Below are 26,082 nucleotides of genomic sequence, written 5' to 3'. Positions count from 1 at the left end.
ATCACTGACCGTAGTTGTCAGTGATCCTTTTGTATAGTGTAAATAAGTCTAAGGGAATAAATGATTGTACAAACCAAGGAGGAATAAGGAATGAAAGAACTTCACTATGAATTTTATATTGGCGGAACACCTGAGCAGGTATGGGAGACTTTGATCTCTCCCGAAGGTACTAAACAGATTTACTACGGGAGTGTAATCCAATCCACCTTTAAAGAAGGCGAATTGCTGGAATACGTTGGTCCCGGTGCAGATGGCGATGAAACGATACATGTATATGGGACTCTGCTGGAGTTCACTCCACAAAAAGCGTTTCGTTTCACGCATAAGGTCGGCCCCTCCTATCATAAGGGTACAGAAAGATATGAATCGCGTATATCTTGGCTGCTTGAACCGGTGGGTGGAACTACTAAGCTTACGCTTATCCACGATGAATGGCATCCTGATGATCCTTCATATGCTGGCAGTATCAACGCCTGGTGGCAGGTTCTGAGTAATATTAAAACCTTGGTCGAGACCGGACTTACACTTGATTTTGGCAGCTGGTCGTAATTTTACTGCTAATTTGGAATTAAGCTCAACCCTGCGGAAAAGAGCGTACAAGCCCTCTTTCGTCAGGGGCTTTTTTTGCTTAATTTTATTTTGCCTAAGGGAAACATTCTTGTTGCAGGGACAAAGTTGTTACCATATACTAATGTTGTGCCAGACTACAAGAAATGTTCTAATACACAAAATAAAAACCATAGGCGGTAAAAATATAAATGAAAGAAGGGATCTCATGACTGGAACAACTATTCCTTTATCAGAAGCTGCAAAGGGTAGCACGCTGCGCATCAGCGACATTGAAGTCCAAGGTGTGCTTAGAAGAAGATTACTGGACCTCGGGTTCGTAGTCGGGAATATCGTAGAGGTGTTGCGGCGTAGTCCATTAGGAGATCCTATAGCTTTTCGGGTAAGCAATACGACCATTGCATTGCGTAGAGAAGAAAGTTCTTTAATATTCGGAGAATTAATTGGAGGTGTAGAAGCATGAGTCAGTTCACCGTCGCTTTTGCAGGCAATCCTAACACTGGAAAAAGCACACTATTCAACCTGCTAACCGGCATGCGACAGCATACTGGAAACTGGGCAGGTAAAACCGTCATTACTGCCGAAGGGGAATTCAAACACAATAACCATTCATACCTCGCGGTAGATTTACCAGGAACGTACTCCCTATACTCAAATTCCGCGGATGAAGAAGCGGCTAGAGATTATATTATTTTTGAACAGCCAGATGTGACACTTGTAGTGCTTGACGCTACTTCGCTGGAACGTAATCTCAATCTTGCCTTGCAAGTGCTGGAGATTACCGGACGGGCGGTTGTCTGCATCAACCTCATTGATGAAGCACGTAAGCTGGGCATCGACATCAACCTGAAGAGTATCTCCAAACGTCTCGGCGTACCCGTCGTTGCGATATCGGCACGCAATAAAATCGGGATCGATGCCTTATTGGATCAAGTGGAGCGAGTGGCTACAGGCGCATTCACAGCGCAGCCGTTGCGCATTAGTTACAACGAAGAGATCGAACGGGGAATTGCCGAGCTTACACCATTGGTAGAGCAAACCATCGGCACCAAATATCCCGCTCGCTGGATTGCACTGCGCTTATTGGACGGTGATGACAGCCTGCTTACTTCACTCAAAGAACATATGAAAAGCAAGGATTTACCCGAAGCAAAGGAGGTCATCGGCCATGGAGTCACTGCCTATCACTAAGGGTTCTGACGCTCTAGATTCCCTATTGTCTACCGCAAAAAAGCTCGCTGACGGCGGAGCCATTCGGGATGAGATTGTCAGTGGTATATATGGCGTATCCGCAGGCATCTGCGGGGATGCAGTTACTTATCGGGATAAGAAGAAACTGAACAGCACTTATAAGCTGGATAATATCGTGACCTCCAAAATTTGGGGTTTTCCCATCATGCTCGCCATTCTCGGTGTCGTATTCTGGATTACGATTGCCGGGGCTAACTACCCTTCTAGCTGGCTCGCTACCTTCTTTGGCTTCATCGAAGGATATCTGACAGCGGGATTTGAGGCTCTCCATGCCCCAGCTTGGCTGCACGGCGTGCTTGTGCTTGGCTTGTATCGAGGCACCTCATGGGTAATCAGTGTCATGCTGCCACCAATGATGATCTTTTTCCCCGTATTCGCTCTGCTTGAGAATTTCGGGTATCTGCCACGCGTTGCTTTTAACATGGACCGACTATTCAAAAAATCAGGTGGTCATGGCAAGCAAGCTTTAACCATGTCCATGGGCTTCGGCTGTAACGCGGCCGCTATCCTCTCCACACGAATCATCGAATCGCCGCGTGAACGAATGCTGGCTATACTGACCAACAATTTTGTCCCTTGCAACGGCCGCTGGCCCACGCTGATTTTATTGTCTTCCTTATTTATGGCAGGAGCCGCTACGACAGGTGCGCTTCGTACATTCACCACTGCCTCCGTCCTAATGGGGATGGTTCTAATCGGCATCATTGTTACCTTGACTGTTTCCTTGGTCATGTCCAAAACTGCGCTGCGTGGGGTTCCCACACATTACACATTGGAGCTTCCTCCCTACCGCCGTCCACAAATCTGGAAGACCATACTTATTTCCTCCAAAGATAAGTCCCTTAACGTACTTACTCGGGCTATCGTCGTTGCTGCCCCTGCCGGAATTATCACTTGGATTCTAGGCAATCTGTTTATTGGCGGCGATTCTGTACTGAATCATATGGCTGCATTCTTTGATCCGTTTGCACATATGCTCGGCATGGACGGCTTTATCATCATGGCCTTTATTCTTGGACTTCCTGCGAATGAAATCGTATTGCCTATCTTGCTTATGGGCTATATGTCCTCAGGCGCTATGGTTGATATCGACAGTTTAGGCAGTATCAAAGATGTCTTTCTCTCACATGGCTGGACCTGGCTGACCGCACTCAACATGATGCTGTTCTCCCTGCTTCACTATCCTTGTGGTACGACACTCGTGAACATTTACAAGGAAACAAAAAGCATGAAGTGGGCCGTTCTCTCAGCAGTCATTCCGCTGGGTATCGCCATCGGAGTAACCTTTGCTGTCGCTCAGCTTGCCCGGTTATTTGGGTGGGTGTGACGAGGGTGAGGTAGGTTTGCGATCTAAACTCAATTGACATCTTCTAACTTTAACTAACTTTATCTGACTTCAACTAGCTTCAAGTAACTTCACAACTAACTTCAACTGATTTCACAACTAACTTCAACTGATTTCAACTTACATCGCAAAATTTATCATTAACTCACTAAATTCACCTTAATCACATCACCCAAATTAACCTTGCTACACGGAATTCACCTTACTTTACCTTACAACATCTAAAGTTCAACTTGCTTCACTTTGCAACACCCTACAATATCTAGAGTTCATCTTGCTTCACAGAATTCTGCCCTCCTTGAACTCATATTTAGGGAATTTCTCCCTCAAATTCGAACTTTATAGGCGCGCGTTAATCTTATTGCGGAATTTCTCCCTAATAATCGAACTTTATAAGAACACATTGAACTTTTTGCGGAATTTCTCCCTAATAATTAGCCGATTATAGGCAAAAAGGGCAATTTCCGCAGAATTTTAGGGAGAAATTCCCCAATTATCGCTAATATTGAGTAAAACACGATAAAATCAGGGAGGATTTCCCTAATTATTGATTCTAGATGGTTCCGAGCTACAATTGAGCACTAGCACCAGCACCAGCACCAGCACCAGCATCAGCATCAGCACCAGCATCAGCACAACCACCAGCACCAGCAGCCACCAACAAGCCCACCAGTTACTCAAGGTCATCTCAAACAAATAAGCGGTCGCTCGGATGTTATCCCGAGCGACCGCTTATTTCAGCACAACACCTTATATACTCTTACTGCCTACTTTGATCTCACCATTACATGACGTGACTCTACAGGTAGAGTCATTTTTTGCGCGTTCCATCATTTCTACGACGGTATAGAACAGCCCCAGCTATAGCTACTAGAACGATAATTATTCCACTAATCCCCACATTAACAAGAGAAAAGGAATCACTGTCCCCAGCAGAATTACCCGTTTGATCAGGCTCATTACTCCCAGCTCCTGACTCCGGTGAATTATTCGGGGTTACCTCCGGAGAAGCGGTAGGCGTCGTTGCCGAAATACCCGGCCCCAGCTCTTTTAGATCCACTGAGTCAGCGGTTAGCCGCTTAGTTCGACTGCATAAACTAGCCTCCAGATTACCAGAGTCTCCACCGTCTCTAGCATAAGCATAGACAATGTAACTTTCCCCTTCCACAAACTCAAAGCCGCAGCTTGCAGAAGATAAAGCCGTAGTCAATGTAACTTGGTTTCCCTCGACCCCTTTCCAGCTGGAATCCACCTCAAAGATTACCTTTACTGGATCAGCAGAAGAAATTATGTTCCCCTGAGACGGCTCCTTCATGTCCACTACTTTCCCGACAAAGACAGCTGTACTTTTCTCAAGAGCTTCCAGTGGCTCCGCAGGCATAACACAGGAACAAGCGTAAGTGACTGAGGGCCGCACCGTCAGCAAAGCCGTAAATATTAATAGGACACCTAGAAATATCATCATTGGACTTCGGAAATTGAAATTTCGGAAATTGATCTTTCGAAAATTGATCTTTCGCACTTTGATAACCCCCTTCTTTACCTTACAGACGGAGCAAACGTGGAAAGTGTTACAGGAATTCCCAAACAAGTGATACAAGTTTATCCGGGAGCAATTCCCCTAATCCTCTTTTTAATTCCTCTAATCCTCTTCTTTAATTCCCCTAATCTTCTTAAACTCCTCATATCCTCTTCATTAATCCCCCATACCTGCTGTACCCACTCACAAACTGTGCGCGATCCCAATCAAACGCTGTATTCCTTCGCGCAGCACCCCTTCGCTTGCAAAGGAATAACTTAGGCGAAGCCTTGACTTCATTTCCCCCAGTGGATCAAATAACTCCCCAGGAACAAAAGCGATCGACTGCGCCATACTTGAAGCAAACAGGCGATCCATCGTAAGATGCTCCGGTAGTTTCACCCATAGATTTAATCCGCCTTGCGGAGTCGTCCATTCCCAGCCAGTTCCCGCCAGCTCCTCTTCCACGATTTCCTTATGCACTTGAAGCGCAATGCGCAGCTTACCGAGATGCTGTTGCAAGCGTGGGGAGGTGTAGTAATGTAGAAATATTTTTTGATTCAGCAGCGGAGTGCCATTGTCTGCGAGTGATTTGGCCGTGATTAGACGCTCCATAAATGGATATCGGCAAGCCACCGCACAGATTCGTAAGCCAGGGGCTACATATTTACTGAAGCTGCTGATATAGATCACCCACCCCTCCGTATCATAAGCAAAAAAGGGCGGCGGCGGCTCCTCATCAAAATACATATCGCGGAACGGGTCATCCTCCACCAGTAAACAGCGATAACGTTCGGCTAGTTCTACCAACAGCTTGCGTTGTTGCACAGGTACCGTGTATCCAGTTGGATTGTGATGCGTTGGATTAATGTAGAACATACGCGGCTTATGCTTTTTCATCAAAGCTTCTACTTCCTCCAGATCATATCCCTCCGGAGTGATCTCTACCGGAACCAACCGTGCCCCCTCCCGGCGAAAAATATCCATAGCAACACTATAAGTAGGCCGCTCCACAAGCACTGTATCCAGAGGACCAAGTACAATCCGGGCAATCAGATTGATCGCCTGCTGCGCACCCGAGGTAATAAGCAGTTCTTCCGAAGTTAACTGCAGCCGATGTTGCTTCCGAAAATGGTGGCTTAACGTCTCACGCAGCTCGTTATCCCCCTGGACCGAGGCATACGTTCCCATTACCTTGGGATATAGATCGAACACTTTTTTGACATAGTCAGATAGAAAAAGATTCGGCAGCAGCCCCGGATCAATCAGCGCCTGCGAGAACTGATACTTAACTGGCACTCTCTGAATATCAGACAGCGGATTAGTGAGCGCATAAGCCGATACTGCGGCTCCTACTTCAATAGCAGGAAGCGAGATTATGGGTGCCACGTAATATCCTGATTTATCTTTTACATAAACCTTTCCATCCTCCGTCAACCGTCTGTACGCTTTGAATACGGTCAGTCGATGTACCTTAAGCTCCTCCGCCAGCAGCCGTATAGAAGGAAGCTTATCATGTGCGACCCACTCCCCTCGCTCCATGCGATTTAATAGAAATTCATAGACCTGTCGAAACAAGGGATGATTATGCTCCGCTCCTACAACTTTTTTCATCTGACCAACTCCTCTCCGAACAACCTAGTAATCATATTGTACACGATTTCTGAATTAATCTGTTCTACTCAAGGTAATCTGTTCTGTCCACTCCCCTATATGATTAACAAAATGCCAGCTTATAAATTCTTATATTTTATAAAGCACACAAAAGGGGACTTTCAAAATGATCTTATTTGCTTATGCACTTGTATGTCTGATCTTCGGCACGACCTTTCTAGCTATCAAAATCGGTGTAGATGCCGGTGCGCCTCCTTTTTTTTCAGCGGGCTTAAGATTTTTTGTCGCGGGCGCTGTTCTATTCCTATGGATGGTCTGGAAACGAAAAGCCAGCTTCTCCTTGCTGTTGCGCAAAGAAATGTTGTTCACCGGGTCTGCTTTAACCTTCGGCACCTTCGCGGGTCTCTACTGGGCTGAACAATATGTTTCTTCAGGGCTTGCAGCTGTACTCTCTGCCACTGGACCGATCATGATCCTGCTGCTCCAAACCTCTATTCTTCGGCAAAAAGCACCCGCCATCTCCCTATATGGCTGCATCATCGGCTTCACTGGCGTACTGCTGCTGGTTCTCCCCAATCTCGCCGTTGATATTTCACCACTGTGGCTCATCGGTTGCGCCGTAGTCCTAATTGGAGAGTGTTGCTATGCTGTAGGTGCGATTTACTCCAAAAAAGTAATTAACAGTATGCCCGAGGTCTCACCGATTGCGCTAAATGCGGCTCAAATGATGTATGGCGGTGCGCTGTTATTCATTCTTTCTTTTGCCACGGAAAAAGTACATCCTGCATTTCTCTTCTCATTCGAGACAGCAGGTTCACTGCTCTATCTCACAGTTATCGGCTCCATGGTCGGCCATACCTTGTTCTACTGGCTCGTAGCTAAGACCAACCCAGTGTTTCCTTCTACCTGGCTTTATATTTCTCCACCGATTGCGGTGGGTGTAGGCTTTTTCTTTTACAAGGAGTCCGTATCTTGGATTACAATTCTCGGAGTGTTCACCATCATTGCCGGAACAATCCTAGTGAATGCTGATGCTTTAAAGCAATTACTGCAAAAAAAGAAGATCAACACTATTGCGTTAAAAAAATCAAATATATGACGTACTATATATTGCATTTATGACCACTATTGCGTATTATATAAACAAGTTAAATTAAACACAGCTAAATATGACTCATATATGAAAGGAGGATTCGCTTAACGGCGCTTCTTTTCTAAAGAGGAATGCCTTTTTATCGGAAGTGGAGGGAATTGTGATCGAACTGACATCACGTCAAATAGAGATTATCGATATCGTTAACAAAAGAGCTCCGATTACCGGCGAACAGATTGCCGAAAGTTTGAATCTTACCCGGCCTACAATTCGCTCGGATCTGTCTGTTTTGGTTATGCTCAAATATATCGACGCCAAGCCGAAGGTCGGGTACTTCCCAGGATTGAAATCATCCAGTCGTCAGGGAAGCGGTTATCTGCTGCAGGAAACGATGGTCAAAGAAATTCAAAGTGTACCTATAGTTATCCGTGAGACCACAACTATTCAAGATGCCGTAGTTACGCTTTTTCTACAAGATGTAGGCACTCTTATTATCTGTGACGAAGAGGGTAAACTCACGGGCGTTGCTTCACGTAAGGATTTCCTAAAGGTAACCTTGGGCAACCCCGGTGCAGTCTCCATGCCCGTAAGCATGGTTATGACGCGCCAGCCCAAAGTGGTCACAACTTCACCGGATGAGCCGGTGCTTGAAGCTGCACATAAGATGATTTTTCACGAGGTAGACAGTTTGCCGGTGGTTGTTCCCAGCGCTGCTGAAGACGGCGGTACAAAACTGGATGTGGTAGGACGTTTAACAAAAACCTCCATCATCAAACTTCTCCTCGAACTTGAAGCCAAAGGATAACAGGAGGAACCCATGAGCATCGAGCAATCTTCCAACTTAATAACGATATGCTCGGATTCTATAGGAGATACGGCAGAGGCTGTCGTGCAGGCCGTTATTCACCAATTTCAGAATCAGCAGGTCACCATTAAAAGATACGGCAATATTAGGCATGAAGACGAGCTACGCAAGCTTATGGAAGAAGCAGCTCAGCATCAAGGTTTTGTCGCCTATACATTAGTGCAGCCAGAATTAAGAGAAATGATCCGCGAGGAAGCGGTACGTCTTGATTTGCGGATCGTTGATATCATGGGCCCAATGATGCAGGCCTTCATTGATACCTTCGACGATGCTCCTCAGCAGCGGCCGGGTCTTCTCCACCAGCTCGACGAGAATTATTTCCGCCGCATAGAAGCTATAGAATTCACCGTCGCCTGTGATGACGGCCGTGATCTGGGTGCCATGCTCAAAGCCGATATCGTTCTGCTGGGCATGTCCCGTACTTCAAAGACACCGCTTAGCATCTTTTTAGCCCATAGAGGAAAAAAAGTCGTTAACTATCCGATTATCCCGGAGATTGGTCCTCCACAAGAACTATTAAGCTTGCCGCCGAACCGGCTTATCGGATTAACCATGAAACCCGAGTACATGCTGAAGGTCCGCTCTGAGCGGCTTAAGGTTCTCGGATTACCGACAGGCTCCCAATATGCAAGTCTGGAGCGGATCACCGAAGAGATGGAATACGCCACTTCATTGTTCAACAAGCTGGGCTGTCCTGTAATTGATATTACTGACAAGGCTATAGAAGAAACCGCTGGTATTATTATGGGTTATATCTAAATTTCAGTTTACAAAATATATAGAATGCACTGGAGGGAATTAGAATGGAGCGCGAACTGGCCCTTGAGATTGTACGGGTAACTGAACTAGGTGCTTTATCCTCGGCTCGTTGGATTGGGCGGGGCGATAAAAATGCGGCAGATGATGCAGCCACGACTGCGATCCGTTCCATGTTCGATTCTGTGTCCATCGACGGAACTGTTGTGATTGGTGAAGGAGAGATGGATGATGCTCCAATGCTCTATATTGGTGAGAAAGTCGGGAACCAAAAAGGTCCCTCTGTCGATGTAGCCGTCGATCCACTCGAAGGAACTGAGGTTGTTGCCTGCGGCCTGCATAATGCGCAATCTGTTATTGCTATAGCAGATAAAGGCAGCCTGCTGCATGCCCCGGACATTTATATGGAGAAGTTAGCCTGCGGACCCGAGCTTGCCGGTAAGCTTAGACTCGAGGACCCTGTAGAGATCACTCTGCAAAAAGCCTGCCATTACACTGGCAAATCCCTCTCCGAGTTAACCGTAATGGTGCTGGATCGCAAACGGCATGAGCAGCTGATTAATAGCCTGCGTGAAGCCGGGGTACGAATTAAGCTGCTTGGTCACGGAGATGTCGCTGGCGCTATTGCGGCTGCACTACCAGACAGCGATGTCGATTTATATATGGGTTCCGGTGGAGCACCGGAAGGTGTTCTTGCTGCCGCTGCACTGAAATGCCTTGGTGGTGAAATGCAGGGCAGATTGCTCCCGGATGGACCCATAGAGCTGCAGCGCTGTGTACGCATGGGAATTGCCAATCCAACGCGAGTGCTATACATGGAAGACATGGTTGGCACGGGCGACGTCCTCTTTGCCGCCACGGGTGTAACGTCAGGTGAATTCCTGAACGGTGTCCGTTTTATCGGCAAAGAACGCGCGGAGACACATTCGGTAATCATGCGGGCACAGAGCCGGACAATCCGCTATATCCGCAGCATTCATTTCCTGCCAGGAAAAGAAATACCGGCTGCGCAGACTGTTAGACAAAATGCTGTCTCTCTATAAAACCACAAAAAACAGGCTATCTCACTAGCAGTATCCTTTGCTAGTGAGATAGCCTGTTTTGTTTTTTTACACTGAATGCTAATTGCTTCTTATTTATTTCCAATACGCTCACTCGCTAATGGATCTATATTTGCAACTTTCTCAAAGCGTTCTGCGTTCAGGCTGTTATACTTTGTGAAGATTTGTTTCACTTCTTGCTCCTTCTGCTCGCCTTCCACATCCACCATTACTAGAATATGACCTTCATCCACGTAGTTATCGTAGCTTTCTGCTTCCTCTTCAGGGATACCAAGGCCAATAAGTCCGCCGACTAAACCGCCACTACCTGCGCCTATCGCCGCTCCGGCCAACGTTGCCGCAAGAGGTCCGGCTGCTATAATAGGTCCAATACCAGGAATAGCCAAGGCGCCAATTCCCATCAGCAGCCCCGTTACTCCACCCAGCAGACCACCAGTAGCTGCACCAGTAGCCATACCTTCCGGGGCCACGGTTCCCGACTCGTCTCTAAGAGTATCCTCATCCGCTTTATTTCTCGCGATAATCGAAATATCCTCTGTCCTACAGCCCTGACGCTTCAACTCCTCAATAGCTCGCGAAGCTTCGTATTCGGCAGCAAAGACACCCACTATTCTCTTATTCATCTCCATTACCTCCTATTGATGTAGTTAGCTCATACGTTCAGCTTCATAGCTTACTTAACCAAACTGGACAAGGATAAACTACGATATTTAAATTCGCAACAATTCCGAGTTCATATTCCTTCTAAAATATGCTGTATAATAAAAGTAAGCGGGTACAACTACCCTAGATCAACTCTATAAAAGAAAGAGAAGGAATCATCCATGGCGATATTTAACTATAATTCTGAGCGTCCCTTCCGAGGCAATCCCGACCTGCATCTCCATTACTGGGGGCGGGAGCAGTGTCTTCCCGGGCATTTTTTTGGACCTGGGGTTCGTGACGTATATAAGATACATTTTATCCATGCAGGAACAGGTGAAGTTACTGTGGGTGAACAGACCCATTATCTTAAACCAGGACAAGCTTTTCTCACCTATCCGCATATCGTAACTGCCTACACAGCAGACATAGCAAATCCATGGACCTATTCTTGGGTAGCTTTTACCGGGGAGCAGGTTGATTATATTTTAGCCAAAACCGCCTTGTCACCTGAGCACCCGATCTTTCCAATGGATGAACAGCTTATGCCGAAACTATACGAGCTCCTGACACAAGCAGCTGAAGCTTCGGACAGCCTGGATCTACCTTTAAAAGCAATTATGTATGAGTTCTTCTCTCTGTTACTTCGAGCGGTGCCAGCAGTTCCAGATGTACTTCCTTTACCACGTCAAAAAAGTATTTACGTCGAGCAATGCCTGCACTTTTTGCATACACATTATTGTGAAAATATTTCGGTTGAGATGATGTCCTCTTCGCTCAAGCTGGATCGCAAATATTTATCCTCCTTGTTCAAACGGACAATAGGTATGCCACCACAGCAGTATCTATTAAATTTCCGCATCGCTAAGGCGTGCGAGCTGCTGACAGAGACCCTATGCACGATTGGTGAAATCTCACGTTCTGTAGGCTATCAGGACCCCTTACTCTTTTCGCGGATGTTCAAGAAGGTGAAAGGTTGTTCGCCAAAAGAATACCGTAGCCGTCATCTCGAAAATGACATTGTACTATAAACTCCTTCCTTGCTGACATACGTTTGTCCGCGATCTTTCGCTACAATAAGGACGTAACTTACTAAGTAATAAGTGTTTATAGGAGGAATAAATCATGTATAACGCAAGCGCTACCAGATATGACAATATGAAATATAATCGCACCGGAAAGAGCGGTCTACTCCTGCCAGCGATCTCGCTTGGTCTATGGCATAACTTTGGCGGCAACGACTTATTTGAGAATGGCCGCGCCATGGTAAGAAGAGCTTTTGATCTTGGAATCACTCATTTTGACCTTGCCAATAATTACGGTCCACCCGCAGGCTCCGCCGAAGAAAGCTTTGGCCAAATTCTTAAAAAGGATCTGACCCCTTATCGTGATGAGATGGTTATCTCGACTAAAGCTGGATATTATATGTGGGCTGGTCCTTATGGTGAATGGGGCTCCAAAAAATATCTCGTCTCCAGCCTAGATCAAAGCTTAAAACGTATGGGACTGGATTATGTTGATATTTTTTATCACCACCGCCCAGATCCAAATACACCACTGGAAGAAACCATGGCTGCGCTGGACCTCGTGGTACGCCAAGGTAAAGCGCTTTATGTCGGGATTTCGAATTACGGACCTGAACAAACACGTGAAGCGGCACAAATTCTGCGTCGACTTGGCACGCCATGCCTGATTCATCAGCCAAACTATTCCATGATGTCCCGCTGGATTGAAGATGGCTTGCAGGATGTATTGTCTGAAGAAGGCATCGGCTCCATTGTGTTCTCCCCGCTACAAGGTGGCATACTGACCGATCGCTATCTAAACGGAATCGCTCCTGATTCCCGTGCCGCTGGCCCAAGTGTATTCCTGTCTGAGAATGCCATTACCGAAGAGGCGATCGGCAAGGTTCGCAAACTGAACGAGATTGCTGCTGCACGTGGACAAAAAATGTCTCAGCTAGCGTTATCTTGGGTACTCCGTGGAGGCAAAGTAACTTCTGCATTGATCGGCGCAAGTAAGGTAAGCCAGATTGAAGATGCCGTCGCTTCCTTAAATGCCCCAGAGCTTAGCGCTGAAGAGCTAGAGCAAATTGAGGCAATTCTGCGGGGATAATGCTTAGTTATAACAAGACAAAGACCAATGAGGTCAGGCAGCTTAAAGCTGCTCTGGCATTTCATTGGTCTTCTTTTTTATAGATTAGAGTTCTATTTGCTCACCCAAAAATCTGCGTGATGTACACCATGATCAATAATCCAAAAATAAACGAATACGTCGAAGGACGCTCATAACCATGGCCATGACTCTCCGGAATCAGCTCCTTGTAGACGATAAAGAGCATAGCTCCGGCTGCAAAAGCGAGACCATAACCCACAACATTATGCAGGTAACTGGCAGTAAAATACCCGATCACCGCAGATACCATCTCCATCAAACCGGTAAGCGTAACGATTCCTAAGGCTTTTAGCTTGCTTGTTCGCGAATTCATTAGAAAGACTGCAAGAATCAAACCTTCCGGCATATTCTGTGCGCCAATGGCAATCGCCACGGTAGGACCTAAACTGGCCTGTTCGCTGGCATAACTGAAACCTGTACTGAGGCCTTCTGGTATGTTGTGGATGAACAGCGCAATCATAACAAGCAGCGCTTTTGAATCCATATTGGTATAACCGGGCTTATTCTCCACATCGATATGTGGGATGTTATTTTCAATTAAATCAAGCAGCAGCACTCCGGTAATCAAGCCCAAGGTTAAAGCGATAATCCCCGATTCTTTGATCGATTGCGGCATGAGTCCAAACGTGGAGGCGGACACCATAATCCCCGCAGTGAAGGCTACGAGGATATCTTTCCACTTCTCGGATAACCTCTTCACGAACAGGATCGGAAATGCTCCAAGAACGGTAGCCATTGCCGATACAAAGCTGCCAATAAGCGCAGATTCCAAACCTTCAACTCCTTTGGTACAAGTCGGATAGACCAACATATGTTTCAGAAAAAATAATTATTACTTTTTCATACATTTTCGAATGGTCCAATATAGTATGGATCATATCCCCTAGGTTGATCAAGACCCCATTTTATAGACACTGAAAAAAGACCCTAGACTATAAGCTGCTTCCGGTATTCTACCGGGGGCAGCTTATTTAACCTTCGTTGTGGCCGATGTTGGTTATAAAATCGAATGTAATCTTCAATTTTTCTTTGTGCCTCATCCATATTTCGGATATCATAAGGATAGAGTCCTTCCGTTTTGAGATGTGAGAAGAAGCTCTCCATAGAGGCGTTGTCATAACAATTGCCTCGGCGAGACATGCTGATTCGGGCGCCAACCTTTGGCAGCATGTCGTGGTATGCATGAGATGTGTATTGGAATCCCTGATCGCTGTGAACGATCAGTCCAGTCACGTCTTTTTGCTGAGACCACGCTTGCTGAAAGGTTCGGAGAACCAGTTTATTGTCGTTCCTAGCGCTCATTTGATAAGCAATAATTTCGTTGTTGAATAAATCTATAATAGCAGAGAGATAGAGCCACTTTTCGCCTACGCGATATTGCGTAATGTCTGTCACCCATTTTTGGTTGGGAGCATCCGTTTTGAAATCCCGTTTCAATATATTTTTCGCCACACGATCTCCTTCGGAAGAAGCATAATTACAACGATGCTTTCCGCGGATCCTCGAACGGATGCCTAGATCCTGCATGATTCTGAGTACCTTCTTATGATTCATCCAAACTCCGTGGTCTTGTAGCAGGAACAATTGAATTTGGCGATAACCGTAGATGCCGTTATACCGTTCATACACCTTCTGAATGAGTTCTTTCGCCGCCTGATCCCGTTCTACTCCTTTACATTTCAAGAAAGCGTAGTATCCACTTCTGGAGACCCTAAAGAGTTTACATAAGTCGCTAACGGCATATTCTTTTGCTGCGCTCTCAATGACTCTATATTTGCACGTTTCACCTCCTGCATCCAGATTTCCAAACACTTTTTTAGCATTTCATTGTCTCGTTTGAGCTTTTGAACATATCTATCTTGATCGATATATTCTTCACGACGCCCTCGTTGATCTAGTAGCCCAAATTCCCCTAGCTCTCGGTATCTCTTATCCATTTCTTTACTCGCCCTTGGTCTTGAAACTGAAAATGCTCCGTAATCTTACGATAAGTCCATTTTTCCTCGACATGTAATCGAATAGCCTCCTTTTTGATTTCATCCGAGTATGATTTAAACTTCTGTCCTTTAATCGCCATAAAAATACACCCCCTAGAATTTCATCGGACAAACCAGGGGTTTTATCCAATGTCTATTCTAAGGGGTGCACTTCATTATGAGTGCAGGTTTTTTTCTGTAACTATAGACCGTTATTTTCTTAAGGTTACCGATTTTTTGATTAGAAAAATATTGAAATATACGATAATACTAATTAGGTTATCCTTAGTTTGATGGTAATATAATTCAGATTTCGATGAATTCCTCGCCCCCCCTTCGCAAACCTAAATAAAAAATGTAATATTGTGGGTTGTTAATTTAAGAATATTCTAATATGATGATCCCAAAAGCCATATTTGTTAAATTTTGTAATCATTTTAAAATTAAATCTTTTTTCCGAAATCATACTCCGTTGAGGTTAGGGAATGAAATGGTTAAAAAAGAAGCTGATTCGAAATACACCTCGGATAACAATGATTTTTCAACACTCGATGATGTTAAGAAAATGATCGGAGTTGAAAATATTTTAGAAGAAAAACAAAAGAATAAACATCCTCCTATTACGGTCGCAGTTTTGGACAGTGGTATCTATCCACATCAGGATTTGACTAGCCCGGATAACCGGATAGTTGCCTTTAAAGATATGGTAAATGGGCTAGAAGAGCCCTATACTAACAAAACCTTGTAGATAAAGGGGAAATGAAATGAAAAAAATGATCATTGCTCTTTCAGTTGTTGGAATAGTAATGGGACTCTTTATAATTAAATCATTGTTTTTAACGGACTCTCATTCGGAACCTCTTGAACGTCTTTCCCGAATAACTAATCCAGATCAATCTGTTGCTAAAATTAAACGAGGTGCGATTACTTATTCATTGTTTGGTTCAGGGGTTGGATTATTAAAAGGCCAACAGATAGGTATTGTAGATGGAGATAAGCTTGACAAGATTTATATATTGCAAGGGTATAGCCCAGATGAATGGCTCATCGAATATTACGATGTTCTTATGTCAAATTATGATCTCTTAAAAGCGGACCATGTAACCGATATACCTTACGCTCTTGAACAGTACCGTTTGTAGTACAAGAAGAATAGGGTGGAATAATATTCGTAACAGGATCTACACACAACCACTTACCATTATTATAACTCAAACACAATAATAGTCGCTGTGAAGCGGCTTTTTATTATTATGTTATACATTTTCTGACTGGTACGTGCGCTGCAATTTATTAGCTATAGACCTATTAAATTACCTTCAGAATAAAGTTGAAACTTAGGATATTAAACCATTACAGGAGAACCAAATATGAGCTATTCCTAGCTTAGCAAACTAGGCCAACATCCCTCAACCATCGCTCGAGATCTAGGTCGCGGTTGTGAGCAGGACGGTGCGCTCAAATCGCTCAGCAACGGCACTGCAAATGAAGAGAGTTGAGCGTTCCTGTCGGTAAATACACTGCAGCTCTTGGCAAAGAGATCGACTAAAAACTAAAGGAAACGTGGTCCCCTGAACAAATTGCAGAGAAGCGCCGATCAGACGGCTAAACCTTTGTGTGCTTCGTAACAATCTATCGTTGGCTCTACAAAGGACGTCTTGCCGAAGGTAACGTTTAAACGCTGCGTCATAAAGGCAAGCGACAGAAGCCTGTCGAAACACGTGGTCGCTTCCTCATCGGGACTCCCATCAGTAAGCGACCGAAAGAAGTTCGCAAACGTACAACCTTTGGCCATTGGGGACTCGATACCGTCTCAAACGGCACACTCGATGGAGATTGCGTTTGGGGTTGTGGCTAGTCAGTACCCGAACGACACATTTCAAACAGCGACGACTAACCGAGGTAAAGAATTTGCTGTGTATCTAGTCGTGGGGAAAAGCAAGGCGCATGTCGCAACCTTTATCGAATGGAAGACACGCCAGTATGTGGTATTAAAGATGCCCGAGCGTAGTACTACTGTCCTTTAATCGCCATAAAAATACACCCCTAGAATTTCATCGGACAAACCAGGGGTTTTATCCAATGTCTATTCTAAGGGGTGCACTTCAGGTTCGGTTCATACCCTAAGGAGGTCTTTGTCTCACATATCATTATGCAACTCGGTTACACCAGCTTCTTCCGGATCTTGCCGGAAATCAAATCAATAATTGTGATCATCGCAATGATACCTAGCAGTATAATCCCCACGCGGTCCCAATTCCGTGAACTGAGCGCGAAGATTAACGGTGTGCCGATCCCCCCTGCTCCAATCACACCTAAAATCGTAGCCGAACGAACGTTAATTTCGAATCTATATAAGGTATAGGATAAGAATCCCGGCAGCACCTGCGGTAACACTGCAAACCACAATACCTGCATGCGGCTGGCGCCAGAAGAAATTAAAGCTTCGAGTGGACCGTTGTCGATATTCTCAATCTCATCCGCGAACAATTTGCCGAGCATGCCCACCGAATGTAGTCCCAGAGCCAGCACACCTGCAAAAGAACCCGGTCCAACAGCCTTGATGAATAACAAAGCCATAATAATCTCAGGGAAGGTTCGTATAAAGCTCAACATCAGCTTGCCGGAACCTGAAATTACCTTTCCCTTGCTCATGTTAACTGCAGCCCAAAATGCAAAAGGAATACATAAAAAGGTCGAGATAAAAGTGCCTAGGATTGAAATAGCTAACGTCTCGAGCAATCCCCGCAGGAGATCCTCCCCATCTGGTAAATAAACGAAGGCCCAGTCAGGTGAGAATATCCCGGCAAAAATTGCTTTAGTAATGATCCCGGCGGTTTCTTTGAATCCATTAAACGGCACTCCCGAAAAAGCCCAAATATATAACGCAGCTAGGGCTACATAAATCAGCCAACGAAAACGATTTTTACGGGGTTTAGGGACAAGGGTATTCCATGATTTACTCATATTAATTTCTCCCGTAGCTTAGTGCTTACATAATCAATAATCAGTACTACTGCTAATGTGAACAAGATGATGGTGCAAGTCTTATCGTATTCCAAAAAGCCTAGGGTGACTTCATAATAGTGGCCGATCCCACCCGCTCCTACCAGACCTAAAACCGCCGCAGCACGAACATTAATCTCGAAGGCATATAGGACATAAGACATAAAATGAGCCTGTACCTGTGGAATGACTCCGAACATAATGCGTTGAATCTTATTAGCCCCTACTGAAGTCATTGCTTCCAAAGGTCCTTGATCAATCGTCTCCATCGTTTCATAGGTAAGCTTGGCGATCAGCCCCAACGAAAATATCGTCAAAGCAAATATCCCAGGAAGCGCACCGAGGCCGAAAATGGCCACAAAGATAGAAGCCAACAGCAGATCGGGAATCGTGCGGATCAGGTTCAGCAGCATACGGACCGGATAATGAAGCCAACGGCTTTGCGTAATATTGCTTGCACACAACAGCGCAACCGGAACCGCAAGAATGGCACCAAACGTTGTGCCAACCAGCGCCATCCGGATCGTCTCCAGCATCGCATCTATAATGTTGTCAAAATACCCCCAGTTCGGGGGAAACATTTCCTTAAGCAAATCAAGCATATTCGGCAGACCGGAAATCAGCTCTCCGAAGGATGAATCGGTTAAGACAGCACTTCTCCACAGTAATACTACTAATATAATGGCTGTAAAATAATGTTTTATCTTTCTTGGCGGTTTGGGATGTAGCTTCTCTGCATTCACACTCATCTCACACGCCTCCGAGTACAGGCTCACCCAACAACTCATCCTGATGAATCGGTCTGCCGTAAATCTCCGCAAACCTCTCATCGGTTGCCTCTGATACAGGACCATCGAAGACAACCTCTCCTGCCCGGAGCCCAATAATCCGGGTAGCGTATTCTCTAGCCAGATCAATAAAATGCAAATTCACAATGGTCGTAATCCCGAGTTCCATATTAATCTTCTTTAGATCATCCATAACCTGCTTGGTTGTGAGCGGATCTAGTGAAGCTACAGGTTCATCTGCGAGGATAATCTGTGCCTCCTGCGCAAGAACACGGGCAATAGCTACACGTTGCTGCTGACCTCCAGATAGCTGATCTGCACGTGTATAGGCCTTCTCCGCGATATTTACCCGATCAAGGGATTCGAAGGCTAAATCGATATCCTTTTGTGGGAATCTGCCAAGTATCGTCCGCAGTGTGGAATGATAGCCCACCCGTCCTGCCAAAACATTACGAAGCACCGTCGTACGTTTCACTAAGTTGAAGCTTTGGAAGATCATTCCGATATTCCTACGGATCATTCGTAGCCGGCTTCCTTTTGCATTCGTAATGGACTGTCCGTTAATAAGAATATTACCTTCGGAAATATCATGAAGCCGGTTAATGGAACGCAGCAAGGTCGACTTCCCTGCTCCCGAAAGACCAACAATAGCTACAAATTCTCCGGCTGGAATGGTCAGGTTAATGTTGTTTAATCCTTTGGTTCCGTTTAGATACGTTTTGGATACATTACGAAGCTCTATCATGAAATCATCCCTTTATGTGTTTTCGTATATTCGTATAAAAGAGATAGCCAGATCCGGGGGGGAATCCGGAGCTGGCTATCCTTAATGCCTGTTATACACCAACATCGTTGTATCCTTGAACGGCCTGTTCTACTCTGTTTTTACTTTACTGTTGTATTCGCGAACAATGTCAAAGTTGCTGTCTTGTGATTTCACATAACCTTCATGAGAGTAAATGTCTTTGATAATCTCATGGCCTTCTGTGTCAGCTGCGATATCAATGAATGCCTGCTGGATTTTTTCAATCCATTCTTTATTCATATCTGAACGGACCGAAATCGTATCGTTAGGAATTTTATCAGTAAAGGCGAGAACTTGAGTATCTTCAAATACTTTTGGATAATCCTTAACGACCGTGTTCCGGGCATCTTGGAAAATAGCTGCTGCATCTACGTCACCATTCAGCACAGCAAGCACGCCTTGATCATGACCTTTAACCGTAATGGCTTGTACATCCTTCAGCGGATCAAGTCCCGCATCCATAAGCGTTGCAGCCGGCCATACAAATCCTGCAGAGGATGTAACGTTTTGATAGGCAATTTTTTTACCTTTCAAATCGGCAACCGATTTGATCGCAGAATCTTTCTTGACGATAATCATAGATTTATAGAAATCCGCTAATTCATCTGTTGGACCACCGGTTTCATCATTTACACCAAAACGTTGAGCCTGAAGAATAACCTCAGCTGCTCCTTTTTCTTTAGCTAACACGTAAGCAGTTGGAGGAAGGAAACCTACATCCACTTTTTTAGAGGCCATAGCTTCGATAACGGTGTTGTAATCAGTAGAGACACTTACTTCTACAGGAATACCGAGCTTGTCACCCAGTAATTTTTCAAGAGGTTTCGCTTTAGCTTCGAGCGTATCTGCATTTTGAGAAGGAACAAATTGTACAGTAAGCTTCTCTGGAACATAACCCTCTGCTACAGGAGCTGCCGTTTCCTTCGGTGCATTTGCCCCGTCCGTCGATCCTTGGTTTGCATTATTTGTAGTGTTGTTAGCGCCACAACCACTAAGCAATGTAATAGACATCATTAGCGGCAATACGAATTTACTGATTTTTCTCAAACGAAAGACCTCCACTGTTTTCTATTTTTATTTTTGAGTACTTCTAAACTATAGATGTGTTTTATTAAATCAATAGCAACCAAGCATCAAATATATGTAAAATTTATTCCAATCTCTTAAAGTTAGCAATTTATCTGCTAGAATGAGGTCTGAACTTATTATCAGGAGGGGCTACCTATGAATAAAGAGAATTCAATAACCTGTGAAATCCTCGTAACAAGTGATCTACATGGACATTTTGGGCCCGTCGATTACCGCACGGGGGAGAAACGACCAGCAGGCTTAGCAACAATTGCTACCCTCATTAAACAAGAAAGATCCCATACTCCTGAGCTGATCCTTATAGATAACGGCGATCTTATTCAAGGCACACCGTTAACTTATTATGCAGCTAAACATTATAGTAATGAGCTGAATCCGGGCATAGCTGCACTAAATGAATTGAAATATGACGCTGCAATTATTGGCAACCATGAATTCAATTTTGGCAAAACTCTGCTGAATAAAGCCGTTCAGGATTCCCGCTTTCCTTGGTTATCAGCTGGAATTATAGATAACACGACAAATCAACCCGCCTTTGGTAAACCCTATATCATCAAATGGGTAGATAAAATCAAAGTAGCCGTTCTAGGGGTTACGACGCATTACATCCCCCACTGGGAGAACCCTAGCCATATTGAAGGGCTTCAATTTGAGGATTCGCTAGAGACTGTAAAGCATTGGTGTGCCATTATACGGGCAGAAGAGCAGCCTGATCTGCTCGTTGTAGCTTACCACGGCGGATTCGAACGCGATCTAAGCAGTGGAGAACCTGTAGAGAGACTAACGGGGGAGAATCAAGCCTACGCCATGTGTACAGAGGTAGAGGGCTTAGATGTGTTAATTACCGGACATCAGCACCGCTCCATAGCTGGGGAGTTGAACGGTGTTACAATCATACAACCTGGTTGTAATGGACTTTCCCTCGGTAAAATTTCAGTTATCTTCCAAAAAGAAAATACACACTGGAAGATTCAGCGTAAACATGCCGAGCTCCTTACCGTTAATGAGACAACAGCTGCAGATGAAATAATCCTAGAGCTGAGCAGTACTCTTGAATCAGAAACACAAACCTGGCTGGATGAGAGAATAGGAACGGTTATCGGGGACCTGTCTATTTCCAGTGCTGATGAATGCCGCTTGGCTGACCATCCTTTTATAGAATTTATGAATAAGGTACAAATGGAGGCTGCTGGCGTAGACATTTCTACAGCAGCCTTACTCAGTAACGATTGCAAGGGTTTCAGCGAAACCATCACACGCAGAGACATTTTATCGAACTTCATTTATCCCAACACCTTAACCGTCCTAAGACTGACAGGACAAGATATTAGAGAGGCCTTAGAACAAACCTCTAACTATTTCCAACAAGACGAGAACGGAATAATAGCCGTTAACCCCGCCTACATCGAGCCTAAACCGCAGCATTACAATTATGATATGTGGGAAGGAATACAATACGAGCTTGATACCGCTAGACCTGCAGGCGAAAGAGTCCTCCATCTGCTGTACCGAGGACAGCCTATAGAGGACTCTAAGGAATATGAGGTTGTTATGAACAATTATAGGGCTAGCGGTGGCGGAGATTATGAGATGTATAAGGGTAAGCCGATTGTTCAAGAAATTATGATCGACATATCTGAAATTGTCACGGACTACATTGAAAAGCATGGCCAAATTGAAGCTACCTGTGACCATAATTGGAGAGTTGTTTAGGCTTTAGCGATGAACACCCCAATGTCGCTCTCTATTAGCTTCAATGCACTTCTCCAGAAGTCGACGGAGTGAACATCTATATCCATTGTTTGTGCTACATCAACAATATTATGTTTGCTGGTATCCCTAAGGAACTGGCGATACTTAGGGGCGAACTCTTCGCCCCTCTTTAAATATTCCGCGTACAGTCCTTTAGAGAATAACAAACCAAAGGAATACGGGAAATTCAAAAATTCATTACTAGCCATAAAATATCCAGCTTTGTTCATCCACATGTACGGATGGATTGTACCCGGGTCAATGCCCTCACCATAGGCTTCCACCATACAGGCAATCATCAATTCATTTAGCGCTTGAACAGACAGCGGGCCTAATGCTCTTCTCTCATATAATTTGATCTCAAATAAATAACGGGCATAAAAGTCTACAAGATAATAACCGGCATCAGAAATACTTCTCTCCAGAATAAGCAGAGCTTCCTTCTCCGTTGAATTTGTAATTATGGCATGGTTCACTATCGTCTCACAAAAAATCGAAGCCGTTTCAGCAATCGGAATCGGGTAATCCGTATTCAGCACCGTTTCATTAGCCAGACAGGAGCTATGATAGGCATGGCCGAGCTCATGGGCAAGGATACTAATATCTATGGCATTTCCGGTGAACTGGGTCATAATTCTGCTCTCGCCAATCGGAAAAATATCAATGCAGAGTCCATAACCTCCTTTGCCTGATCTAGGTTCTGCATCAATCCATTGCTGATCAAAAGCCTTCTGAGCAAAACCAGCCAGTTCCTCACTAAAGGTTGCGAAGCTCGCGATGATTGTATCTTTGGCGTTAGCGTATGTAATTTTCCCGTTTTCTACACCGACTGGTGCAAAAATATCGTAAAAAGGCAGCTTTGCCGGATGTCCCAGCAGCTCGGCTTTCTTTTGATAATAGGTATGAAAGGCTGGCAGGCTCTCCCCAAGAGCAGTGAGCATAGCGGCTAAAGTCTCACTGTCCATTCTCGAAGCGATTAACACTTTTTCCAGCGAAGATTGATAACCCCGCATGCCATAAATCGTCAGCGCCTCACCACTAATGCCATTTAAGCTGGCTGCGCAGACCTCAGCAATAAGACTACAGGCTTCTGCCTCTGCTTCATAAGCAGCTTTTCTTAAGCTGGCATTATTCTCATAAGCCATACTTCTTAGCTCCGCAAGCGTCACTTGTCTAGTTTCCCCATCCACCGCTAAATCTGCAAGTGTACTCGAAGTCCTCTCCATATACAGTCTGCTCCATGCTTTGGATCCTGTACTCTGCATTTTGGCTATGGCCATTTCAAGTTCTTCGCTTAACTCATAGCGGGATTGTAACAGGAGTTCTCGCAAATAAAATTGATGCTCCATTAGATAAGGTGAGCTAACTATAAGCTCATCCATATGATCACAAGTGCTAAACCAGCGCTTAAAAGCCACAACTACCCCGATGATTTCTGAATTGGCCTCCTCAATATCATCAGCAAGGTTCATAGCTTCCTCGCAGCCACTATCTGCGCTGAGTGTTAACTCTGCATAAGCTAACAAGCATACATATATGCTTTTATAATCATTATAAATTCTTAAAAAGCCCTCCACAGGCATGGCTGTAACGTCTTTTACATTCAAATGGTGCTTAGCCCACCGCTTTAAATCTTGTACATGCTGGCCCAGTAGCTTGCGATCCCTTTTTAACTGCTCCGATTCAAAGGAAGGATATAAACTATCTAAGTTCCATGTCATATTCATCCGCAAATCTCTCCCCCTTCGATTCCTATTCTTCTAAGCATAATCCATCCTGCCAGAAAAGTGCATCGACATAATGTACTTCTTCTCTTCATACACAAAAAAAGGACCCTGCCAACGTCCGGCAGGGTCAAAGTCTATATTATAAGGGGGTTATGTGATTACTATAACCCTCTTAGCTTAAAATAATATGAATAGTAGATAAAGATTGGCTTAATCTCCTAACCCTATTGACTTAAGGTTGAAGGATTCACTCTAGCCTTGTTAATCTGAATTCCCACATACACGATAAGGAACAACACCATAAACCCAGCCGAATAACGATACATTATCCCATAATCGGTTGCTGCCGAGATTGCCCCAAGAATAATAGCTCCGCTGGCTACGCCTAAATCCGTTGAGTTATAAAACATACTGTTAGCCATACCATACTGTGCAGGTGTTGAGGTACGAAGCATCCAAGCCTGGAGAGTTGGCTGAATAGCACCGAAGCCAAGTCCATATAGCAGTGCAGAAACGATAAGCATTGGCATAGATGTCGTATAAGAAAGCACAGTTAAGCTTGCGACAACACAAATTGCCGCGGGAATCAGGACAGCCGCCGGTCCTCTTTTATCAAATAATCTGCCGGAGATAGGTCTTATAATGATGATCGTAACCGCATTAAATAAGAAGAACAGACCCACTTGCTCCAGATGAACTGATTCGCCGAATAAAGCGATAAAGCTTAGCAATCCCCCGTAGGTAATTGCCAACATGACATTTAGAATGGCAGGCAATACTAACTTTGTATTAAACGGAACCTTGAGAGGTTTGGTGGATTCGCTTTGAGTTGGGGTTGGCTGTTTTTTCGGTTGTGCAGGAAGTGAACGAGAAAATAAAAGTACTGGAAAGGCAAGAAGTAAGGTTACCATACCGATCATAGCCAGTGTTCCAAAACCCGATTGTTTCATCACATTTAAGCCAATCATCGGACCGATCGACATCGCCAGGCTGGTAGATAAACCGAAATAACCTATCCCTTCACCCATTCTTTTGCTCGGAATAATCTGCGAAACAATCGTTGGAATAATCGTGCTGGCAATCCCGAATCCAATCCCATAGCCCACACGCATCAGCAGCAGCGAGCCAATGGAATCTGCTACAACATAAAGGCCGGTTATAGCGGCGGCAATTGCTAAGCCAATATATAATAATACATTGCGGCTAACCTTCCGCATCAGAAAAGCGGTCATAAAACGTGAAGCGATCGCAGTTAATGCAAAGACGCTGGTAACGAGGCTGACCATAATATCTCCGGCCTGAAATTCGCTTTTTACGTAAGACGGAAATGAAGATAACAACATCTGTAAATTCATAAATAAAAATAAAGCACTAATCGTTAAAGCAATAAAAGATTTGGTCCATAATTTCGTACGTAGTTCTTGTTGTTCTAACATAACTTGCCTTCCTACTCTCCATCTGTTATTTGATCTACATGATTGTTTATTCTTAGCAGCAATTCCATGAGCAACTCATATTCCTTACTAGAAATACAGTTCATAATCTCTTCTGTCACCTTATCTTCAATAGGAACGGTTTCCTTCACCAGAGACCTTCCTTTTTCCGTAATATAGACTTTAAAAGAACGCCGATCGTTCTCGCCGGTTCTTTTGTAGACCAGTCCCTTTCCTTCCAAATGATCCAGAATTCGCGTTGTAGTTGGCTTATCCTTACCAGAACGTTTAGCGATATCCTTCTGAATCAGACCTTCCGTTCTGTCAATATGAAAAAGGACTGACCATTGCTCCGGTGTTATATCATGTTCTTTCAGCCCATTTTGAAATAACATGCTTAATTTACGGTAGGTCGTACCCATCATAAATCCTAACGTAAGCTCGGATTGGTTATGCTTTGTCGTCATGATCGTATCCCTTCTCAATTAACACTGTTTTAATAGTTGCTTAAACAATTATATTCCTAACAACTAATTTTGTAAAGGTGAATCAAAGCTATGAACTAACTATTATAAAGTTGCTTGACAAAGCACACTATGTGCGGTATTATTATCTCAT

The 26,082-nt window shown here is 44.5% G+C and carries 28 protein-coding genes and 1 pseudogene; 14 read left to right on the top strand and 15 right to left on the bottom strand.

All coding sequences use genetic code 11. From position 1 onward, the window contains the following. The first annotated feature begins 90 nt into the window (after positions 1-90). The 4 genes from NSS82_RS06195 (at position 91) to NSS82_RS06180 (ending at position 3,145) form a co-directional block, all read left to right on the top strand. The gene (locus NSS82_RS06195) at positions 91-549 is read left to right on the top strand and encodes an SRPBCC domain-containing protein (RefSeq protein WP_076208513.1); all 459 of its coding nucleotides are present in this window, start codon (positions 91-93) and stop codon (positions 547-549) included. A 226-nt stretch (positions 550-775) separates the two neighbouring features. Then, positions 776-1,030, top strand: coding sequence for a FeoA family protein (locus tag NSS82_RS06190; protein ID WP_036679839.1), 255 nt, complete (start codon positions 776-778; stop codon positions 1,028-1,030). Further along, positions 1,027-1,758 (top strand): FeoB small GTPase domain-containing protein, encoded by a 732-nt coding sequence (locus NSS82_RS06185; RefSeq protein WP_038568974.1) that lies wholly within the window; start codon positions 1,027-1,029, stop codon positions 1,756-1,758. Before NSS82_RS06190 ends, NSS82_RS06185 begins: the two co-directional genes overlap by 4 nt. Next, positions 1,736-3,145 carry a nucleoside recognition domain-containing protein gene (locus tag NSS82_RS06180; protein ID WP_038568973.1) on the top strand — a complete coding sequence of 470 codons (1,410 nt, stop codon included), beginning with the start codon at positions 1,736-1,738 and terminating at the stop codon, positions 3,143-3,145. The genes NSS82_RS06185 and NSS82_RS06180 overlap by 23 nt, the downstream gene beginning before the upstream one ends. Positions 3,146-3,703: 558 nt before the next feature. Here NSS82_RS06180 and NSS82_RS06175 read toward each other — a convergent pair. The 3 genes from NSS82_RS06175 to NSS82_RS06165 all read right to left on the bottom strand — a co-directional run bounded on the left by NSS82_RS06175 (position 3,704) and on the right by NSS82_RS06165 (position 6,296). Next, positions 3,704-3,850, bottom strand: coding sequence for a hypothetical protein (locus NSS82_RS06175; protein ID WP_341109721.1), 147 nt, complete (start codon positions 3,848-3,850; stop codon positions 3,704-3,706). Positions 3,851-3,974: 124 nt separating this feature from the next. Then, complete coding sequence (locus tag NSS82_RS06170; RefSeq protein ID WP_076224408.1) at positions 3,975-4,685, bottom strand: hypothetical protein; 711 nt, start codon at positions 4,683-4,685, stop codon at positions 3,975-3,977. A gap of 201 nt (positions 4,686-4,886) precedes the next feature. Next, positions 4,887-6,296, bottom strand: a complete 1,410-nt coding sequence (locus NSS82_RS06165) for an aminotransferase-like domain-containing protein (RefSeq protein WP_076130628.1) — start codon at positions 6,294-6,296, stop codon at positions 4,887-4,889. A 166-nt stretch (positions 6,297-6,462) separates the two neighbouring features. Between NSS82_RS06165 and NSS82_RS06160 the strand changes: the two genes are divergently transcribed. From NSS82_RS06160 to glpX, 4 genes are all read left to right on the top strand, one after another. Further along, positions 6,463-7,395 (top strand): DMT family transporter, encoded by a 933-nt coding sequence (locus tag NSS82_RS06160; RefSeq protein WP_076138715.1) that lies wholly within the window; start codon positions 6,463-6,465, stop codon positions 7,393-7,395. A 154-nt stretch (positions 7,396-7,549) separates the two neighbouring features. Then, positions 7,550-8,194 carry a helix-turn-helix transcriptional regulator gene (locus NSS82_RS06155; protein ID WP_081383827.1) on the top strand — a complete coding sequence of 215 codons (645 nt, stop codon included), beginning with the start codon at positions 7,550-7,552 and terminating at the stop codon, positions 8,192-8,194. A gap of 12 nt (positions 8,195-8,206) precedes the next feature. After that, positions 8,207-9,013 (top strand): pyruvate, water dikinase regulatory protein, encoded by an 807-nt coding sequence (locus NSS82_RS06150; RefSeq protein WP_036676442.1) that lies wholly within the window; start codon positions 8,207-8,209, stop codon positions 9,011-9,013. A 44-nt stretch (positions 9,014-9,057) separates the two neighbouring features. Next, positions 9,058-10,053 carry a class II fructose-bisphosphatase gene (gene glpX, locus NSS82_RS06145; RefSeq protein WP_036676445.1) on the top strand — a complete coding sequence of 332 codons (996 nt, stop codon included), beginning with the start codon at positions 9,058-9,060 and terminating at the stop codon, positions 10,051-10,053. Positions 10,054-10,142: 89 nt separating this feature from the next. Here glpX and NSS82_RS06140 read toward each other — a convergent pair whose 3' ends face one another. Beyond that, on the bottom strand, positions 10,143-10,694 hold the full coding sequence (locus NSS82_RS06140; RefSeq protein WP_036676448.1) for a general stress protein: 552 nt from the start codon (positions 10,692-10,694) through the stop codon (positions 10,143-10,145). 201 nt (positions 10,695-10,895) lie between these two features. Between NSS82_RS06140 and NSS82_RS06135 the strand changes: the two genes are divergently transcribed. Next, on the top strand, positions 10,896-11,744 hold the full coding sequence (locus NSS82_RS06135; RefSeq protein WP_036676452.1) for an AraC family transcriptional regulator: 849 nt from the start codon (positions 10,896-10,898) through the stop codon (positions 11,742-11,744). A gap of 94 nt (positions 11,745-11,838) precedes the next feature. Further along, positions 11,839-12,828 (top strand): aldo/keto reductase, encoded by a 990-nt coding sequence (locus NSS82_RS06130; RefSeq protein ID WP_370510570.1) that lies wholly within the window; start codon positions 11,839-11,841, stop codon positions 12,826-12,828. 100 nt (positions 12,829-12,928) lie between these two features. On the opposite strand, the gene NSS82_RS06125 is transcribed toward NSS82_RS06130, so the two are convergent. The 4 genes from NSS82_RS06125 to NSS82_RS06110 all read right to left on the bottom strand — a co-directional run bounded on the left by NSS82_RS06125 (position 12,929) and on the right by NSS82_RS06110 (position 14,965). Continuing rightward, positions 12,929-13,660 (bottom strand): ZIP family metal transporter, encoded by a 732-nt coding sequence (locus NSS82_RS06125; RefSeq protein WP_036676473.1) that lies wholly within the window; start codon positions 13,658-13,660, stop codon positions 12,929-12,931. Positions 13,661-13,815: 155 nt separating this feature from the next. Further along, positions 13,816-14,652 carry an IS3 family transposase gene (locus NSS82_RS06120; protein WP_235219384.1) on the bottom strand — a complete coding sequence of 279 codons (837 nt, stop codon included), beginning with the start codon at positions 14,650-14,652 and terminating at the stop codon, positions 13,816-13,818. Next, positions 14,568-14,825, bottom strand: a complete 258-nt coding sequence (locus NSS82_RS06115; RefSeq protein ID WP_235219389.1) for a hypothetical protein — start codon at positions 14,823-14,825, stop codon at positions 14,568-14,570. The genes NSS82_RS06120 and NSS82_RS06115 overlap by 85 nt, the downstream gene beginning before the upstream one ends. Beyond that, positions 14,801-14,965, bottom strand: coding sequence for a hypothetical protein (locus NSS82_RS06110; RefSeq protein ID WP_178420344.1), 165 nt, complete (start codon positions 14,963-14,965; stop codon positions 14,801-14,803). Before NSS82_RS06110 ends, NSS82_RS06115 begins: the two co-directional genes overlap by 25 nt. 293 nt (positions 14,966-15,258) lie before the next feature. Between NSS82_RS06110 and NSS82_RS06105 the strand changes: the two genes are divergently transcribed. The 3 genes and pseudogenes from NSS82_RS06105 to NSS82_RS32650 all read left to right on the top strand — a co-directional run. Further along, positions 15,259-15,612: a hypothetical protein gene (locus NSS82_RS06105; RefSeq protein ID WP_036676477.1), complete on the top strand. Its 354-nt coding sequence runs from the start codon at positions 15,259-15,261 to the stop codon at positions 15,610-15,612. 16 nt (positions 15,613-15,628) lie between these two features. Next, the gene (locus NSS82_RS06100) at positions 15,629-16,006 is read left to right on the top strand and encodes a hypothetical protein (protein WP_076145528.1); all 378 of its coding nucleotides are present in this window, start codon (positions 15,629-15,631) and stop codon (positions 16,004-16,006) included. A 249-nt stretch (positions 16,007-16,255) separates the two neighbouring features. Then, a pseudogene (locus tag NSS82_RS32650) lies at positions 16,256-16,786 on the top strand (IS30 family transposase); the annotation flags it as partial. Positions 16,787-17,027: 241 nt separating this feature from the next. Here the strand turns inward: NSS82_RS32650 and phnE (NSS82_RS06090) are convergent. The 4 genes from phnE (NSS82_RS06090) to NSS82_RS06075 form a co-directional block, all read right to left on the bottom strand. Then, positions 17,028-17,831, bottom strand: coding sequence for a phosphonate ABC transporter, permease protein PhnE (gene phnE / locus NSS82_RS06090; protein WP_036676480.1), 804 nt, complete (start codon positions 17,829-17,831; stop codon positions 17,028-17,030). After that, a complete protein-coding gene (gene phnE, locus NSS82_RS06085; protein WP_036676482.1) occupies positions 17,828-18,619 on the bottom strand; it encodes a phosphonate ABC transporter, permease protein PhnE in 792 nt (263 codons plus the stop codon). Before phnE (NSS82_RS06085) ends, phnE (NSS82_RS06090) begins: the two co-directional genes overlap by 4 nt. A gap of 1 nt (position 18,620) precedes the next feature. Then, positions 18,621-19,403 carry a phosphonate ABC transporter ATP-binding protein gene (gene phnC / locus NSS82_RS06080; RefSeq protein WP_038568965.1) on the bottom strand — a complete coding sequence of 261 codons (783 nt, stop codon included), beginning with the start codon at positions 19,401-19,403 and terminating at the stop codon, positions 18,621-18,623. Between the two features lie 129 nt (positions 19,404-19,532). Then, complete coding sequence (locus NSS82_RS06075) at positions 19,533-20,510, bottom strand: phosphate/phosphite/phosphonate ABC transporter substrate-binding protein (RefSeq protein WP_038568963.1); 978 nt, start codon at positions 20,508-20,510, stop codon at positions 19,533-19,535. A gap of 177 nt (positions 20,511-20,687) precedes the next feature. Between NSS82_RS06075 and NSS82_RS06070 the strand changes: the two genes are divergently transcribed. After that, on the top strand, positions 20,688-22,265 hold the full coding sequence (locus NSS82_RS06070; RefSeq protein WP_076273487.1) for a bifunctional metallophosphatase/5'-nucleotidase: 1,578 nt from the start codon (positions 20,688-20,690) through the stop codon (positions 22,263-22,265). Here NSS82_RS06070 and NSS82_RS06065 read toward each other — a convergent pair. From NSS82_RS06065 to NSS82_RS06055, 3 genes are all read right to left on the bottom strand, one after another. Continuing rightward, positions 22,262-24,031 (bottom strand): M3 family oligoendopeptidase, encoded by a 1,770-nt coding sequence (locus tag NSS82_RS06065; protein WP_076273488.1) that lies wholly within the window; start codon positions 24,029-24,031, stop codon positions 22,262-22,264. The genes NSS82_RS06070 and NSS82_RS06065 overlap by 4 nt on opposite strands. 224 nt (positions 24,032-24,255) lie before the next feature. After that, a complete protein-coding gene (locus NSS82_RS06060; RefSeq protein WP_076145537.1) occupies positions 24,256-25,467 on the bottom strand; it encodes an MFS transporter in 1,212 nt (403 codons plus the stop codon). Between the two features lie 11 nt (positions 25,468-25,478). Beyond that, positions 25,479-25,931 (bottom strand): MarR family winged helix-turn-helix transcriptional regulator, encoded by a 453-nt coding sequence (locus NSS82_RS06055; RefSeq protein WP_076145539.1) that lies wholly within the window; start codon positions 25,929-25,931, stop codon positions 25,479-25,481. Positions 25,932-26,082 lie beyond the last annotated feature (151 nt).

Origin of the sequence: Paenibacillus sp. FSL H7-0735 (assembly GCF_038008505.1) — a bacterium.
In the GTDB taxonomy this organism is placed as follows: Bacteria; Bacillota; Bacilli; order Paenibacillales; family Paenibacillaceae; genus Paenibacillus_AQ; species Paenibacillus_AQ odorifer.
This window is presented reverse-complemented; position numbering and strand designations above follow the sequence as displayed.